This window comes from Streptomyces sp. NPDC002884, from assembly GCF_040295245.1.
Lineage (GTDB): Bacteria > Actinomycetota > Actinomycetes > Streptomycetales > Streptomycetaceae > Streptomyces.
In genome coordinates this window covers 402,479-415,315 of the sequence record NZ_JBEOVB010000004.1, presented here as the reverse complement: position 1 = coordinate 415,315, position 12,837 = coordinate 402,479, and the positions used below count along the sequence as shown (strand labels likewise).

Sequence of the window (12,837 nt, the reverse complement as noted above, 5' to 3'; positions counted from 1 at the left end):
ATGCAACCGCCGGGGTGTACAGCCGCTACGCGCGTAGATATGCTCGTCTGGTGACCATGCCCACCAATACACCTGCCGCAGCCGACGCACTCACGGACGTCACGGCGTCCGACGGCTCGCTGCGCCGCTTCCTCCACGGGCTGCCCGGCGTCGACACGGTCGGCCTGGAGGCGCGCGCCGCCGCGCTCGGCACCCGTTCCATCAAGACGACCGCGAAGGCGTACGCCATCGACCTCGCCATCTCGATGGTCGACCTGACGACGCTGGAAGGCGCGGACACCCCGGGCAAGGTCCGGGCGCTCGGCGCGAAGGCGGCCCACCCCGACCCGACCGACCGTACGACCCCGGCCACGGCCGCGGTCTGCGTGTATCCGGACATGGTCGCCACCGCCAAGGCTGCCGTCGCCGGCTCCGGCGTCAAGGTCGCCTCGGTCGCCACCGCCTTCCCGGCCGGCCGCGCCGCCCTCGAGGTGAAGCTCGCGGACGTCCGCGACGCGATCGCCGCGGGCGCCGACGAGATCGACATGGTCATCGACCGCGGGGCGTTCCTCGCGGGCAAGTACCTGAAGGTGTACGACGAGATCACCGCCGTGCGCGAGGCGTGCGGGACGTCCGCCCGGCTGAAGGTCATCTTCGAGACGGGCGAGCTGTCGACGTACGACAACATCCGCCGGGCGAGCTGGCTCGGCATGCTCGCGGGCGCCGACTTCATCAAGACCTCGACCGGCAAGGTCGCCGTCAACGCCACCCCCGCGAACACCCTCCTGATGCTGGAGGCCGTGCGCGACTTCCGCGCCCAGACCGGCGTCCAGGTCGGCGTGAAGCCCGCCGGCGGCATCCGCACCACCAAGGACGCGATCAAGTTCCTCGTCCTGGTCAACGAGACCGCGGGCGAGGACTGGCTGGACAACCACTGGTTCCGCTTCGGCGCCTCCTCGCTCCTGAACGACCTGCTGATGCAGCGTCAGAAGCTGGCCACCGGCCGCTACTCCGGCCCCGACTACGTGACGGTGGACTGATCACCATGGCATCCACGACTGCATCCGCATTCGAGTACGCTCCGGCCCCCGAGTCCCGCTCGGTCGTCGACATCGCCCCCTCCTACGGCCTGTTCATCGACGGTGAGTTCACCGAGGCGGCCGAGGGCAAGGTCTTCAAGACCGTCTCGCCGTCCACCGAGGAGGTCCTCTCCGAGATCGCCCAGGCGGGCGAGGCGGACGTCGACCGTGCCGTGCGGGCCGCCCGCAAGGCCTTCGGCAAGTGGTCCGCGCTGCCGGGCGCCGAGCGCGCCAAGTACCTGTTCCGCATCGCCCGGATCATCCAGGAGCGCAGCCGCGAACTGGCCGTCCTGGAGACGCTGGACAACGGCAAGCCGATCAAGGAGACGCGCGACGCCGACCTGCCCCTGGTCGCCGCGCACTTCTTCTACTACGCGGGCTGGGCGGACAAGCTCGACCACGCCGGTTTCGGCGCCTCGCCGCGGCCCCTCGGTGTGGCCGGCCAGGTCATCCCCTGGAACTTCCCCCTCCTGATGCTGGCGTGGAAGATCGCCCCGGCGCTCGCGACCGGCAACACGGTCGTCCTGAAGCCGGCCGAGACCACCCCGCTGTCCGCCCTGTTCTTCGCGGACGTCTGCCGCCAGGCGGGCCTGCCCAGGGGCGTCGTCAACATCCTCCCCGGCTACGGCGACGCGGGTGCCGCGCTGGTCGCGCACCCGGACGTGAACAAGGTCGCCTTCACCGGCTCCACCGCCGTCGGCAAGGCGATCGCCCGGCAGGTCGCGGGCTCGCACAAGAAGGTCACGCTCGAACTGGGCGGCAAGGGCGCCAACATCGTCTTCGACGACGCGCCGATCGACCAGGCCGTCGAGGGCATCGTCAGCGGCATCTTCTTCAACCAGGGCCAGGTCTGCTGCGCGGGCAGCCGGCTCCTCGTCCAGGAGTCGATCCAGGACGAGCTGCTGGAGTCGCTGAAGCGCCGCCTCTCCACCCTCCGGCTCGGCGACCCGCTCGACAAGAACACCGACATCGGCGCGATCAACTCCGCCGAGCAGCTCTCGCGCATCACCTCGCTCGTCGAGCAGGGCGAGGCGGAGGGCGCCGAGCGCTGGTCCCCGGCCTGTGAACTGCCCACGTCCGGCTACTGGTTCGCCCCGACTCTCTTCACGAACGTCACCCAGGCGCACACCGTCGCCCGCGACGAGATCTTCGGCCCGGTCCTGTCGGTCCTCAGCTTCCGCACGCCGGAGGAGGCCGTCGCCAAGGCCAACAACACGCCGTACGGCCTGTCGGCCGGCATCTGGACGGAGAAGGGCTCCCGCATCCTCGCGGTGGCGAGCAAGCTCCGCGCGGGCGTGATCTGGTCCAACACGTTCAACAAGTTCGACCCGACGTCGCCCTTCGGCGGCTACAAGGAGTCGGGCTTCGGCCGCGAGGGCGGCCGCCACGGCCTGGAGGCGTACCTCGATGTCCGATAAGACCGACAAGACCGAGCAGCAGCAGCGACTCAGCGTGTTCAAGACCTACAAGCTGTACGTCGGCGGGAAGTTCCCGCGTTCCGAGAGCGGCCGGGTGTACGAGGTGACCGACGCAAAGGGCAAGTGGCTGGCCAACGCCCCGCAGTCCTCCCGCAAGGACGCCCGTGACGCGGTCGTCGCCGCGCGCAAGGCGTTCGGCGGCTGGTCCGGGGCGACGGCGTACAACCGGGGTCAGATCCTCTACCGCGTCGCGGAGATGCTGGAAGGCCGCAAGGGCCAGTTCGTCCACGAGGTCGCCGACGCCGAGGGCCTGTCGAAGTCCAGGGCCGCGGAGCAGGTCGAGGCGACGATCGACCGCTGGGTCTGGTACGCGGGCTGGACCGACAAGATCGCCCAGGTCGTGGGTGGCGGGAACCCGGTCGCGGGCCCGTACTTCAACCTCTCCTCGCCCGAACCGACGGGCGTGGTCGCGGTCCTGGCCCCGCAGGAGTCGTCCTTCCTGGGCCTGGTCTCGGTCCTCGCCCCGGTGATCGCCACCGGCAACACGGCGATCGTGATCGCGAGCGAGCGCTCGCCGCTGCCGGCGCTGTCGCTCGGCGAGGTGCTGGCCACCTCCGACGTGCCCGGCGGAGTCGTCAACGTGCTCTCCGGCCGTACGGCGGAGATCGCGGCGCCCCTCGCCGCCCACCAGGACGTCAACGCGATCGACCTCGCGGGCGCCGGCCATGACGATGGTCTGGCGAAGGAGCTGGAGATCGCGGCGGCCGACAACCTGAAGCGCGTTCTTCGTCCACAGCCTGTGGACGACTGGTCGGCGACGCCGGGCACCGACCGCATGACGGCCTTCCTGGAGACGAAGACGGTCTGGCACCCCACGGGTTCACTGGGCGCCTCGGGCTCTTCGTACTAGGGCAGGTCACCCGCCCGAAGACGCGGAAGCCGCGCCACCCCTCCGTCCGGGGGCGGCGCGGCTTCCGTCCGTGCGCCGTGGGCCGTGCGCCGTGGGCCGTGCGGGGCGCGTTCAGCCGCCCAGTACCTTCGTCACCTCGCCCAGCACCGGGATCGAGCCGATGGACTGCGCCTGCGCCACCGGCCCGGTGAGCATCTGGGACGTCAGCGGCTTGAAGTCGGCGAGCTGGGTGCCGACGCCGTTGTCGAGGGGGTCGACGCCGGTGCCCGCGAGGGGGTTGGGCTTGAGGCCGGAGACGGCGCCGGTGACGTACGTCAGGGAGCCGAGCGCCCCCTGCACGCCCGCCTGGGGATCGATCTGACCGACCGAGGTGGGCCTCGTCCGCACCACGTCGGCGACCGGCCCGCCGGTGGCCGCGGCGGCGGTCCCGGCGCCGGCGCCCAGCGCCACCCCGGCGGTCGCGAGGGCGGCGAGGGCGCGCCGGCCGGTGGAGGTCTGGGGAGAAGCGTGTCGGGCCATCGCGATGCCGCCTTCTGATGCGCAAGGTGATCAGGTCGACACGAAGGGTAGTTGAGGTGTGACGCGCGCATCAAAGCCGACCCGCGGGGTCGTTGACGGCCGGGGGGATGCCGCACACTGGTGTCCCGTGACCTCCCCTCCACCCATACCGACGCGAGTCGTGCTGCTCTGCGGCCCTTCCGGCTCCGGCAAGTCCCTGCTCGCCGCCCGCTCCGGCCTCCCGGTACTGCGGCTCGACGACTTCTACAAAGAGGGCGACGACCCGACGCTGCCGCTGGTCGCCGGGAGCTCGGACATCGACTGGGACCACCCCGGATCGTGGGACGCGGACACGGCCGTCGCCTCGATCGTGGAACTGTGCGGCACGGGCCGTACGAACGTTCCCGTCTACGACCTCTCGCTCAGCGCGCGCACCGGCGCGGACGCGGTCGACATCGGACGGACCCCGCTGTTCATCGCGGAGGGCATCTTCGCCGCCGAGATCGTGACCCGGTGCCGCGAACTGGGCGTCCTGGCCGACGCGCTGTGCCTGAGCCGCGGCCCGGTGAAGACCTTCCGCCGGCGTTTCCTGCGCGATCTGAAGGAGGGCCGCAAGTCGGTGCCCTTCCTGCTGCGCCGCGGCTGGCGCCTGATGCGCGCCGAACGCTCCATCGTCGCCCGCCAGTCCGCGCTCGGGGCGCACGCCTGCGACCGTGACGAGGCCATGGGCCGCCTGACGGCAGCGGCGGCGGGTCGCCTCGCCCCGACGGCGCGTACGGCCGCCTAGGGCGCTCACGGCGCGGCGGGCGGCACGCAGAAGCGGGACTGGACGGACCCCCCGGCCCTCCAGCCCCGCTTCCTCGGTGCTCCCCCGTGTCCCCCCGGGTGGTGCTTCCCCCGTGCTTGCGCGGTACCGCTCCCCCACGTCCCCCGTCGGGCCCCCCGGTACCGCTTCCCCCGTGTTTCCCCCGTTCACCGGCTCCCCTGAGCGGAGCCGGGCCCTTCCCCCGTTCACCCTCAGGCGACAAGCTCCCCGAAGGCGTCCTCCTCGTCACGGCCGAAGCTGAGGACCTCGTCCTCGCGCATCCGGCGGAGCGACCGCCAGATGCTGGACTTCACCGTGCCGACACTGATGTCGAGGATCTCCGCGATCTCCGGGTCGGTGCGGCCCTCGTAGTAGCGCAGGACCAGCATCGTCCGCTGGAGTTCGGGGAGCCGGGCCAGCGCCTGCCACAGGACGGCGCGCAGCTCGGTGCCGCGCATCGCGTCCGTGTCGCCGGCCGTCTCCGGCAGCTCCTCGGTCGGGTACTCGTTCAGCTTGCGGCGGCGCCACGCGCTGATGTGCAGGTTGGTCATCGTCCGGCGGAGGTATCCGCCGACCGCGGCCTTGTCACTGATCCGGTCCCACGCCCGGTACGTCGAGAACAGCGCGCTCTGGAGCAGGTCCTCGGCCGCGAAGCGGTCGCCGGTGAGGTGGTAGGCGGTTGCGTACAGGGAGGCGCGGCGCTCCTGGACGTAGGCGGTGAACTCCGCCTCGGTCAGCGAACGACGCTCCCCCGTGTCCTCCCTGTACGCGGCTCCCCCGTGAGCCGCCTGTTCCCCCGTGTCGACCACCGTCATGAAGGTGGTGTGCTGCCGCCCGGTGCCGCGAGCGCACCCCCGCCCGCTCACGGCACCGGACTTCTCGGAACCCCGGTTCACGTCGTGCAGACGCGTGACGACTGCGACTGCGTTGGTGCTCATACCGTGCAGCGTGTTCATCTCGCGCCCCCCGTCGTGGACTTACCGGTGTTCGGTCTCTCGCTCCGGTCGGGTTCCGCTGTCGTTCCGCGTCGCCTTGCCCGTGACCAAAAGATTGCCCGGGCCACTTCATCGCCGTGTCCGCCGACTGTCACAGACCTGTCACAGGGGCCTGTCACCGCAACACGACAGGCCGCGCACAGGCGTCCGCGGTACGGCGGTCGGCCCGGTCCGCGCAGGTCACCGTGGGACGCCGCCGGGGCGGCTCCCGGCACGGTGCTGTTCGACTCCCGCCGCCGCGCCCGGAGGGGGCCACGACGAGGACGGCACGATGCGTGCGGGTTCCTGGCAGGTCTCGAGGAGCGCCCGAGGTCCGGTGGGGAGGACCGGCCGATCCTGTCCGATCCGGCCTGACACCTCGGTCCGCGGCCCCGCGAGAAGCCCCGTCGGCCCGTCGAAACCGCAGGTCCGCGGGTTGCGGACCGCACCGGTGTACGGCTCGGGCACAGGTGTTCGCGGGAAGCGTCCGGCCCTCCGCACACGGCCCGCGCCGCCGGAACCACCTCCCTCCGGCGTCCCACCACCTACCCACAGGTCGAACGACAGCCCCCTCATGGGCCAGAATGAGCCCGTGCCTTCCCTGTTGCTGATCGAGGACGACGACGCCATCCGTACGGCCCTGGAGCTCTCACTGACGCGCCAGGGACACCGGGTGGCCACCGCTGCCAGCGGTGAGGACGGTCTGAAGCTGCTGCGCGAGCAGCGGCCGGATCTCATCGTGCTGGACGTGATGCTGCCCGGCATCGACGGTTTCGAGGTGTGCCGGCGCATCCGGCGCACCGACCAACTGCCGATCATCTTGCTGACCGCGCGCAGCGACGACATCGACGTGGTCGTCGGGCTGGAGTCCGGCGCCGACGACTACGTCGTCAAACCCGTGCAGGGCCGGGTGCTGGACGCCCGGATCCGGGCCGTGCTGCGGCGCGGAGAGCGCGAGTCGAGCGACTCGGCGACCTTCGGCAGTCTCGTCATCGACCGCGCGGCGATGACGGTGACGAAGAACGGCGAGGACCTCCAGCTCACGCCGACCGAACTGCGGCTGCTGCTCGAACTGAGCCGGCGCCCCGGGCAGGCGCTGTCCCGGCAGCAGTTGCTGCGGCTGGTGTGGGAGCACGACTACCTGGGCGACTCACGGCTGGTGGACGCCTGTGTCCAGCGGCTGCGGGCCAAGGTGGAGGACGTGCCGTCGTCCCCGGTCCTGATCCGTACCGTGCGCGGCGTCGGCTATCGCCTGGACGCCCCTCAGTGACACAGCGGTCGGGGGGGCTCCGCGGCTGGTCCGCGGCGCGTAAGGGAAGACTGTCGCGGCTGCGTTTCACCAGCCTGCGGCTGCGTCTCGTCGTCGTCTTCGGGGCGGTGGCGCTGACCGCGGCCGTCTCCGCGTCCGGTATCGCGTACTGGCTGAACCGCGAGGCCGTGCTGACCCGTACCCAGGGCGCGGTGCTGCGGGACTTCGAGCAGGAGATGCAGAACCGGGCGGGTTCGCTGCCCGAGGATCCCTCGCAGGACGAGCTCCAGCACACGGCCGGGCAGATGGCCAACAGCAGCCAGCGCTTCAGCGTGCTGCTGGTGGGCGCGGACTCGAGCGGCAAGACCGTCTACGGCAACTCGGGCGGGCTGAACGGGTTCTCGCTGGAGGACGTGCCCGCGTCGCTGCGCACGGCGGTGAACAAGCAGCAGGACGTCACGGGCGGCAACAAGTCGCCGTACCACCTGTACTGGCAGCGGGTCGTCGACCACGGCACTCCGTATCTGGTGGCCGGGACGAAGGTGATCGGGGGCGGGCCGACCGGGTACATGCGCAAGTCGCTGGAACCGGAGGCCAAGGACCTCAACTCGCTGGCCTGGTCGCTGGGGATCGCCACCGCGCTCGCGCTGATCGGGGCCGCGCTCCTCGCGCAGGCCGCCGGGACGACCGTGCTGAAGCCGGTGCACCGGCTGGGCGTCGCGGCGCGGCGGCTCGGCGAGGGCCGGTTCGACACCCGGCTCCGGGTGTCGGGGACGGACGAACTCGCCGATCTGTCACGGACGTTCAACCGGGCGGCCGAGTCCCTGGAGAAGCGGGTCGCCGACATGGCCGCGCGGGAGAACGCCTCGCGGCGGTTCGTCGCCGACATGTCGCACGAGCTGCGGACGCCGCTGACCGCCATCACCACCGTCGCGGAGGTGCTGGAGGAGGAGCTGGACGCCGAGTCGGGCAGCATCGACCCGATGATCGAGCCCGCGGTGCGGCTGGTGGTCAGCGAGACACGGCGGCTGAACAACCTCGTCGAGAACCTGATGGAGGTCACCCGCTTCGACGCCGGTACGGCGCGGCTGGTCCTCGACGACGTCGACGTGGCCGACCAGATCACCCACTGCATCGACGCGCGCGCCTGGCTGGACGCGGTCGACCTGGACGCCGAGCGCGGCATCCACGCCCTGCTCGACCCGCGCCGTCTGGACGTGATCCTCGCCAACCTCATCGGCAACGCGCTCAAGCACGGCGGTTCGCCGGTGCGGGTGTCGGTGTCGGCGGCGGACGACGCGGTCGTCATCTCCGTGCGCGACCACGGGCCCGGCATCCCCGAGGAGGTGCTGCCGCACGTCTTCGACCGGTTCTACAAGGCGAGCGCCTCCCGGCCGCGCTCCGAGGGCAGTGGGCTCGGCCTGTCCATCGCCCTGGAGAACGCCCACATCCACGGTGGCGAGATCACCGCCGCCAACTCCCCCGAGGGCGGTGCGGTGTTCACGCTGCGGCTGCCCCGGGGCGTCCTGGAGGCGGCGGACCAGGGCGGTGAGGAGGACGAGCAGGCCGTGCGGTCGGCGCGGTCCGTCCCGTCCATGCCCGTGCAGTCCGGGAAGACCGTGCAGGACAAGGGGGACGCGTAGTGACCATGCGCCGTGCGTCGGTACGACGGCTGCTCGCCGTGCCCGTGCTGGCCGGCCTGGCCGGTCTGGTCGCCGGCTGCGGGATCCGGTCGACCGAGGTGCCGACCGACTTCGGGCCCGCGCCCTCCCGGGCGCGCTGCTCGCTCACCGAGCCGGACGTGACCTCGCAGTCCGCCCGGGCGGGCGTGCCGGTGCAGGTGTTCCTGCTGTGCGGTTCGTCGCTGGTGGCCGTCGACCGGTCCGTGCGGGTGCCGGACGGCGCGGCCGACTCCGAGCGGCGGGTGCTGGTGGCGCAGGGGCTGCTCGACCAGCTCGCCGAGTCGCCGTCGGCGGGCGAGAAGGAGGCCGGGTACACGACGGACGTGCGCGGCGGCATGACGGTCGGCGGGCCCGGTCCGCGGGACCCCGACGACGCGCTGCGGCTGAGCGCCCAGCCCGGTGACCTGACCTCGTACGCCCTCGCCCAGCTCGTCTGCACGTTCTCCGACTCGGCGGCGGCCGAGGGCAACGGCTCGGTGGTCCTGGGCGGCCCCGGCTCCGACCCGCTGCGCCGCTACGAGTGCACCGACGAGGTCCGCTCCCGCCCCGGCAGTGCGGAGCCCCCGTCCTCGGCGGTCACCGACAGCGGCTGAGCCGGACCGGGTCCGGCCCGTGTGGCGGACGCCTCACGCCGTGCCCGGTGGCCGTGGTCGTCGCAGGTCACGGTCTGCCGCGGGGCCGTGGCGGCCGGGCGGGGCCGGTGACTCGTGCCGGTGCCGGGACGCGGGCCGGAACCGATCGTGCCGGGGGGCGCGTCTTGGGGGGCGTGCAGCGTCAAGGCTCCATCGGCGGCAGCGCCGCGATCCGCATCCGCGCGACCGGGATTCTCCTCCTGGCCGCCCACCTCCTGTTCGTCGCCTGGGTCGCGCTGCGCCCGCTGAACGTCCCCTGGGTGGTGCCGGCCAATCTCCATCCGTTCGACGGGATCCGGGCCGACCTGAGACTGGGCTGGCCCGAGGCGGCCCGGCGGATCGGCGAGGGGCTGGGGCTGCTGGCCCCGCTGGGCTTTCTGCTACCGCTGGTGCACGGCAGGCTCCGGGTCTCGCCGGTCGCCTCCCTGATCCGTACGGTCACGGCGGGCGCCCTGCTGTCGCTGGGCATCGAGCTGTTGCAGACCGGGGTGCCCGGTCAGGTCGTCGACGTCGACTCGATGCTGCTGAACACCCTGGGCGTGGCGCTGGCGCACGTCGCGGTGGTGCCGGCGGCGCGCGCGTGGCTGCGCCGCAGGGACGAGCGCCGGGGGCGTGCCACGGTCCGCCAGGAGGAGGCCGCTCAGGGTCTGACCCCGAGGATTACCAGGGTCGGGGTCGCACCGTAGAGCGACGCTTCGTCCCCTTCGTCACCGTAGCGTGGAAGGCAGATGGAGCGGCCGTAGGGGCCGCTCCGGCAGACGCTCGCGAAGGAGCCGCAGATGTCCAGCCTCGCTCGCCCCACCAACGGCCGCATGATCGGCGGAGTGTGCGCCGCGCTGGCCCGGCGCTTCGGCACCTCCGCGACCACGATGCGCGTGATCTTCGTGCTCTCCTGTCTGCTGCCCGGCCCGCAGTTCCTGCTCTACATAGCGCTGTGGGTCCTGCTGCCGTCGGAGGACAAGGCGGCGCGCACGGCCTGGTGACCTCCTTCCACAGCGACGCCGTCGGGGCGCGCCCGGTGTTTCCGGGTGCGCCCCGACGGCGTGTCGTGCGTGACGGTCGGTGCCTTCAGCCCAGCGGGATGCCGTTCACCGGCAGGCCGTGCGTCGGCAGGCCCTTGAGCGGCAGACCACCGAGCAGACCGGCGACGGGCGCGGTCGGCCCCTCGGCGAGCACCTTCTCGGCGACCGGCTGCGCGGCGGCCAGACTCGCGCCGAGCGCCGGCTGGGCCTGCGTCAGCACCTCACCGGGCGCGGGCAGCGCCGAGGTCAGCTTCTCCGCCGGCAGCGTCCTGGTGACACCGTCCAGGGCCTGCGTGGCGTCCGGGACGGCCGGGGCCGCGTTCGCGGCGCCCGCACCGACGGCGGCGAAGGCGGCACCGAGAGCGGCGACACCGAGGGTCTTGGCAGCAGACTGCTTCATGATGAATGCGTCCTCGAATGGGATACGGGGAACTGAGCGGTTCTCGACCGTAAACACGGAGAGGGGTCGGCGGCAAACATCGAAATGCGGACGGATGGTGAACACCCGCCCGCACTCCGCGCCCCGAAAAACCGCTACTCAGTCTTCCGTTACCGCAGAACCGCTGGTGGATGCGGTCTGCTGGAACAGCCATTCGGACTTCAGCTCGGAATAACCGGGCTTGATCACGTCACTGATCATGGCAAGCCGTTCATCGAAAGGAATGAATGCTGACTTCATAGCATTGACGGAGAACCACTGGAGATCGTCGAGCGTGTAGCCGAACGCGTCGACAAGGTGCTCGAATTCCCGGCTCATGCTGGTGCCGGACATCAGCCGGTTGTCCGTGTTGACGGTGGCCCGGAAGTGGAGCCGGCGCAGCAGACCGATGGGGTGCTCGGCGTAGGAGGAGGCCGCTCCGGTCTGGAGGTTGGAGCTGGGGCACAGCTCCAACGGGATGCGCTTGTCGCGGACGTAGGAGGCGAGCCGGCCGAGCTTCACACTGCCGTCGGCTGCGATCTCGATGTCGTCGATGATGCGCACCCCGTGGCCGAGCCGGTCGGCGCCGCACCACTGGAGGGCCTGCCAGATCGACGGCAGCCCGAAGGCCTCGCCGGCGTGGATGGTGAAGTGGTTGTTCTCGCGCTTCAGGTACTCGAAGGCGTCGAGGTGCCGGGTGGGCGGGAAGCCCGCCTCGGCGCCAGCGATGTCGAAGCCCACGACCCCGAGGTCCCGGTAGCGGTTGGCGAGTTCGGCGATCTCCAGGGCGCGGGCCGCGTGCCGCATGGCGGTGAGCAGGGCGCCGACGCGGATGCGGTGCCCGTTGCGCCGGGCCGTCCGCTCGCCCTCCCGGAAGCCCTCGTTGACGGCCTCGACGACCTCTTCGAGGCTCAGCCCGCCCTCGAGGTGCTGCTCGGGCGCGTAGCGCACCTCGGCGTAGACGACACCGTCCTCGGCGAGGTCCTCGGCGCACTCGCGGGCGACCCGGACGAGCGCGTCGCGGGTCTGCATCACGCCGACGGTGTGCGAGAAGGTCTCCAGGTAGCGTTCCAGCGAGCCGGAGTCGGCGGCCTCCCGGAACCAGATGCCGAGCTTGTCGGCGTCGGTCTCGGGGAGTTGGGCGTACCCGGCGTCCCGGGCGAGGTCGACGATCGTGCCGGGACGCAGCCCGCCGTCGAGATGGTCGTGCAGCAGAACCTTGGGTGCCCGCCGGATCTGGTCCGAGCTCGGGGTGATGCCCGCCTGGGTGCTCTGGCTCGTCATTTCCGCACTCTAACTCCTACGCGCGTAGACGGCGCGCTGTACAACTCCGCCGATACGTAACGGTGACCGCCCGGACAGGTGGAGTACAACGACGCTTCTGACACTGTTCTGTCATGGCACAGGATGTGACGCCGGTTCGGACGGTCCGGCTGGGGAAGGCGCTCGGCCCCGCGCCGACAGCGGTGAGCGGGGTGGTGCTGCTGCTCCCGGGCGGTGAGGAGGTGTCCAGCCGGAGACCGTCCGCCCTGTGGGCGGCCGCCTCCGTGCGGGGGCTGGGGCGCAGGCTGGCCCGGGCGGGACGCGAGGACGGCCTGGCCATCCACGCCGTGCACTACCGCTACCGCGGCTGGAACGGCAGCGAGGCGCATCTCGCGGCCGACGCGTCCTGGGCGGCCGACGAGGCCGTACGGCGTTACGGGGACGTCCCCGTGTGCCTGACCGGCGTCGACATGGGCGCACGGGCCGCGCTGCGGGCGGGCGGTCACGAGGCCGTCAACTCCGTACTGGCGATCGCTCCCTGGCTGCCGGAGGAGGACATGGCCGCCTCGCCCGAACCGGTGAAGCAGCTGGCGGGACGGCGGGTGCTGATCGTGCACGGCACGAACGACGAGCGCTGCGACCCCGAGCTGTCGTTCCGGCTCGCGGCACGGGCGAAGAAGGCGAACCGGGACGTGTGCCGGTTCGAGGTGCACTCCGACGGCCACGGGCTGCACCAGTACCGCGGTGAAGTCCTGGCGCTGGCAGAGGACTTCGTCATGGGCGCGCTGTTCGGCCGGGCGCTCTCCCGGCCGGTGGAGGACGCGCTGGCCGCCCCGCCGCCGCTGGGACTGCGGATGCCGTTGGCCGTGGGGTTCGGCACCTCGTTACGGCGCCCGGGCCGCCCCTGA

The 12,837-nt window shown here is 71.8% G+C and carries 14 protein-coding genes; 10 read left to right on the top strand and 4 right to left on the bottom strand.

The annotated features are described in order from the left end of the window. Positions 1-56 precede the first annotated feature (56 nt). From deoC to ABT070_RS11970, 3 genes are read left to right on the top strand one after another with little or no spacing between them, the layout of a single operon-like run. The gene (gene deoC / locus ABT070_RS11980; protein ID WP_351758560.1) at positions 57-1,019 is read left to right on the top strand and encodes a deoxyribose-phosphate aldolase; all 963 of its coding nucleotides are present in this window, start codon (positions 57-59) and stop codon (positions 1,017-1,019) included. A gap of 5 nt (positions 1,020-1,024) precedes the next feature. Beyond that, positions 1,025-2,476: an aldehyde dehydrogenase family protein gene (locus ABT070_RS11975; protein WP_351758220.1), complete on the top strand. Its 1,452-nt coding sequence runs from the start codon at positions 1,025-1,027 to the stop codon at positions 2,474-2,476. Next, positions 2,466-3,386: an aldehyde dehydrogenase family protein gene (locus tag ABT070_RS11970; protein ID WP_351758218.1), complete on the top strand. Its 921-nt coding sequence runs from the start codon at positions 2,466-2,468 to the stop codon at positions 3,384-3,386. The genes ABT070_RS11975 and ABT070_RS11970 overlap by 11 nt, the downstream gene beginning before the upstream one ends. Positions 3,387-3,497: 111 nt before the next feature. Here the strand turns inward: ABT070_RS11970 and ABT070_RS11965 are convergent, their stop codons facing one another. Then, positions 3,498-3,905: a hypothetical protein gene (locus ABT070_RS11965; protein WP_351758215.1), complete on the bottom strand. Its 408-nt coding sequence runs from the start codon at positions 3,903-3,905 to the stop codon at positions 3,498-3,500. 58 nt (positions 3,906-3,963) lie between these two features. Between ABT070_RS11965 and ABT070_RS11960 the strand changes: the two genes are divergently transcribed. Beyond that, positions 3,964-4,671 (top strand): uridine kinase family protein, encoded by a 708-nt coding sequence (locus tag ABT070_RS11960; protein WP_351758212.1) that lies wholly within the window; start codon positions 3,964-3,966, stop codon positions 4,669-4,671. A gap of 230 nt (positions 4,672-4,901) precedes the next feature. Here the strand turns inward: ABT070_RS11960 and ABT070_RS11955 are convergent, their stop codons facing one another. Continuing rightward, a complete protein-coding gene (locus ABT070_RS11955) occupies positions 4,902-5,645 on the bottom strand; it encodes a SigE family RNA polymerase sigma factor (RefSeq protein WP_351758210.1) in 744 nt (247 codons plus the stop codon). Between the two features lie 610 nt (positions 5,646-6,255). On the opposite strand from ABT070_RS11955, the gene afsQ1 reads away from it, so the two are divergent. The 5 genes from afsQ1 (at position 6,256) to ABT070_RS11930 (ending at position 10,209) form a co-directional block, all read left to right on the top strand. Then, positions 6,256-6,933, top strand: a complete 678-nt coding sequence (gene afsQ1, locus ABT070_RS11950; RefSeq protein WP_028807033.1) for a two-component system response regulator AfsQ1 — start codon at positions 6,256-6,258, stop codon at positions 6,931-6,933. After that, positions 6,930-8,555, top strand: coding sequence for an ATP-binding protein (locus ABT070_RS11945; RefSeq protein ID WP_451100955.1), 1,626 nt, complete (start codon positions 6,930-6,932; stop codon positions 8,553-8,555). Before afsQ1 ends, ABT070_RS11945 begins: the two co-directional genes overlap by 4 nt. Positions 8,556-8,560: 5 nt before the next feature. Then, a complete protein-coding gene (locus ABT070_RS11940) occupies positions 8,561-9,187 on the top strand; it encodes a hypothetical protein (protein WP_351758558.1) in 627 nt (208 codons plus the stop codon). 173 nt (positions 9,188-9,360) lie between these two features. Then, positions 9,361-9,912 carry a VanZ family protein gene (locus ABT070_RS11935; protein WP_351758207.1) on the top strand — a complete coding sequence of 184 codons (552 nt, stop codon included), beginning with the start codon at positions 9,361-9,363 and terminating at the stop codon, positions 9,910-9,912. Positions 9,913-10,005: 93 nt separating this feature from the next. Further along, positions 10,006-10,209, top strand: a complete 204-nt coding sequence (locus ABT070_RS11930; protein ID WP_020131001.1) for a PspC domain-containing protein — start codon at positions 10,006-10,008, stop codon at positions 10,207-10,209. Between the two features lie 85 nt (positions 10,210-10,294). Here the strand turns inward: ABT070_RS11930 and ABT070_RS11925 are convergent, their stop codons facing one another. Together ABT070_RS11925 and ABT070_RS11920 are read right to left on the bottom strand one after the other, a co-directional pair. After that, the gene (locus ABT070_RS11925) at positions 10,295-10,648 is read right to left on the bottom strand and encodes an ATP-binding protein (protein WP_351758204.1); all 354 of its coding nucleotides are present in this window, start codon (positions 10,646-10,648) and stop codon (positions 10,295-10,297) included. A gap of 138 nt (positions 10,649-10,786) precedes the next feature. Continuing rightward, on the bottom strand, positions 10,787-11,950 hold the full coding sequence (locus ABT070_RS11920; protein WP_351758201.1) for an adenosine deaminase: 1,164 nt from the start codon (positions 11,948-11,950) through the stop codon (positions 10,787-10,789). A gap of 113 nt (positions 11,951-12,063) precedes the next feature. On the opposite strand from ABT070_RS11920, the gene ABT070_RS11915 reads away from it, so the two are divergent. Beyond that, positions 12,064-12,837, top strand: coding sequence for a prolyl oligopeptidase family serine peptidase (locus ABT070_RS11915; RefSeq protein WP_351758199.1), 774 nt, complete (start codon positions 12,064-12,066; stop codon positions 12,835-12,837).

Excerpts from the sequence above, each read along its gene's own strand:
- deoC (WP_351758560.1), top strand. The coding sequence starts at position 57 with ATGCCCACCAATACACCTGCCGCAGCCGACGCACTCACGGACGTCACG.
- ABT070_RS11975 (WP_351758220.1), top strand. The coding sequence starts at position 1,025 with ATGGCATCCACGACTGCATCCGCATTCGAGTACGCTCCGGCCCCCGAG.
- ABT070_RS11970 (WP_351758218.1), top strand. The coding sequence starts at position 2,466 with ATGTCCGATAAGACCGACAAGACCGAGCAGCAGCAGCGACTCAGCGTG.
- ABT070_RS11965 (WP_351758215.1), bottom strand. The coding sequence starts at position 3,905 with ATGGCCCGACACGCTTCTCCCCAGACCTCCACCGGCCGGCGCGCCCTC.
- ABT070_RS11955 (WP_351758210.1), bottom strand. The coding sequence starts at position 5,645 with ATGAACACGCTGCACGGTATGAGCACCAACGCAGTCGCAGTCGTCACG.
- ABT070_RS11940 (WP_351758558.1), top strand. The coding sequence starts at position 8,561 with ATGCGCCGTGCGTCGGTACGACGGCTGCTCGCCGTGCCCGTGCTGGCC.
- ABT070_RS11930 (WP_020131001.1), top strand. The coding sequence starts at position 10,006 with ATGTCCAGCCTCGCTCGCCCCACCAACGGCCGCATGATCGGCGGAGTG.
- ABT070_RS11925 (WP_351758204.1), bottom strand. The coding sequence starts at position 10,648 with ATGAAGCAGTCTGCTGCCAAGACCCTCGGTGTCGCCGCTCTCGGTGCC.
- ABT070_RS11920 (WP_351758201.1), bottom strand. The coding sequence starts at position 11,950 with ATGACGAGCCAGAGCACCCAGGCGGGCATCACCCCGAGCTCGGACCAG.
- ABT070_RS11915 (WP_351758199.1), top strand. The coding sequence starts at position 12,064 with ATGGCACAGGATGTGACGCCGGTTCGGACGGTCCGGCTGGGGAAGGCG.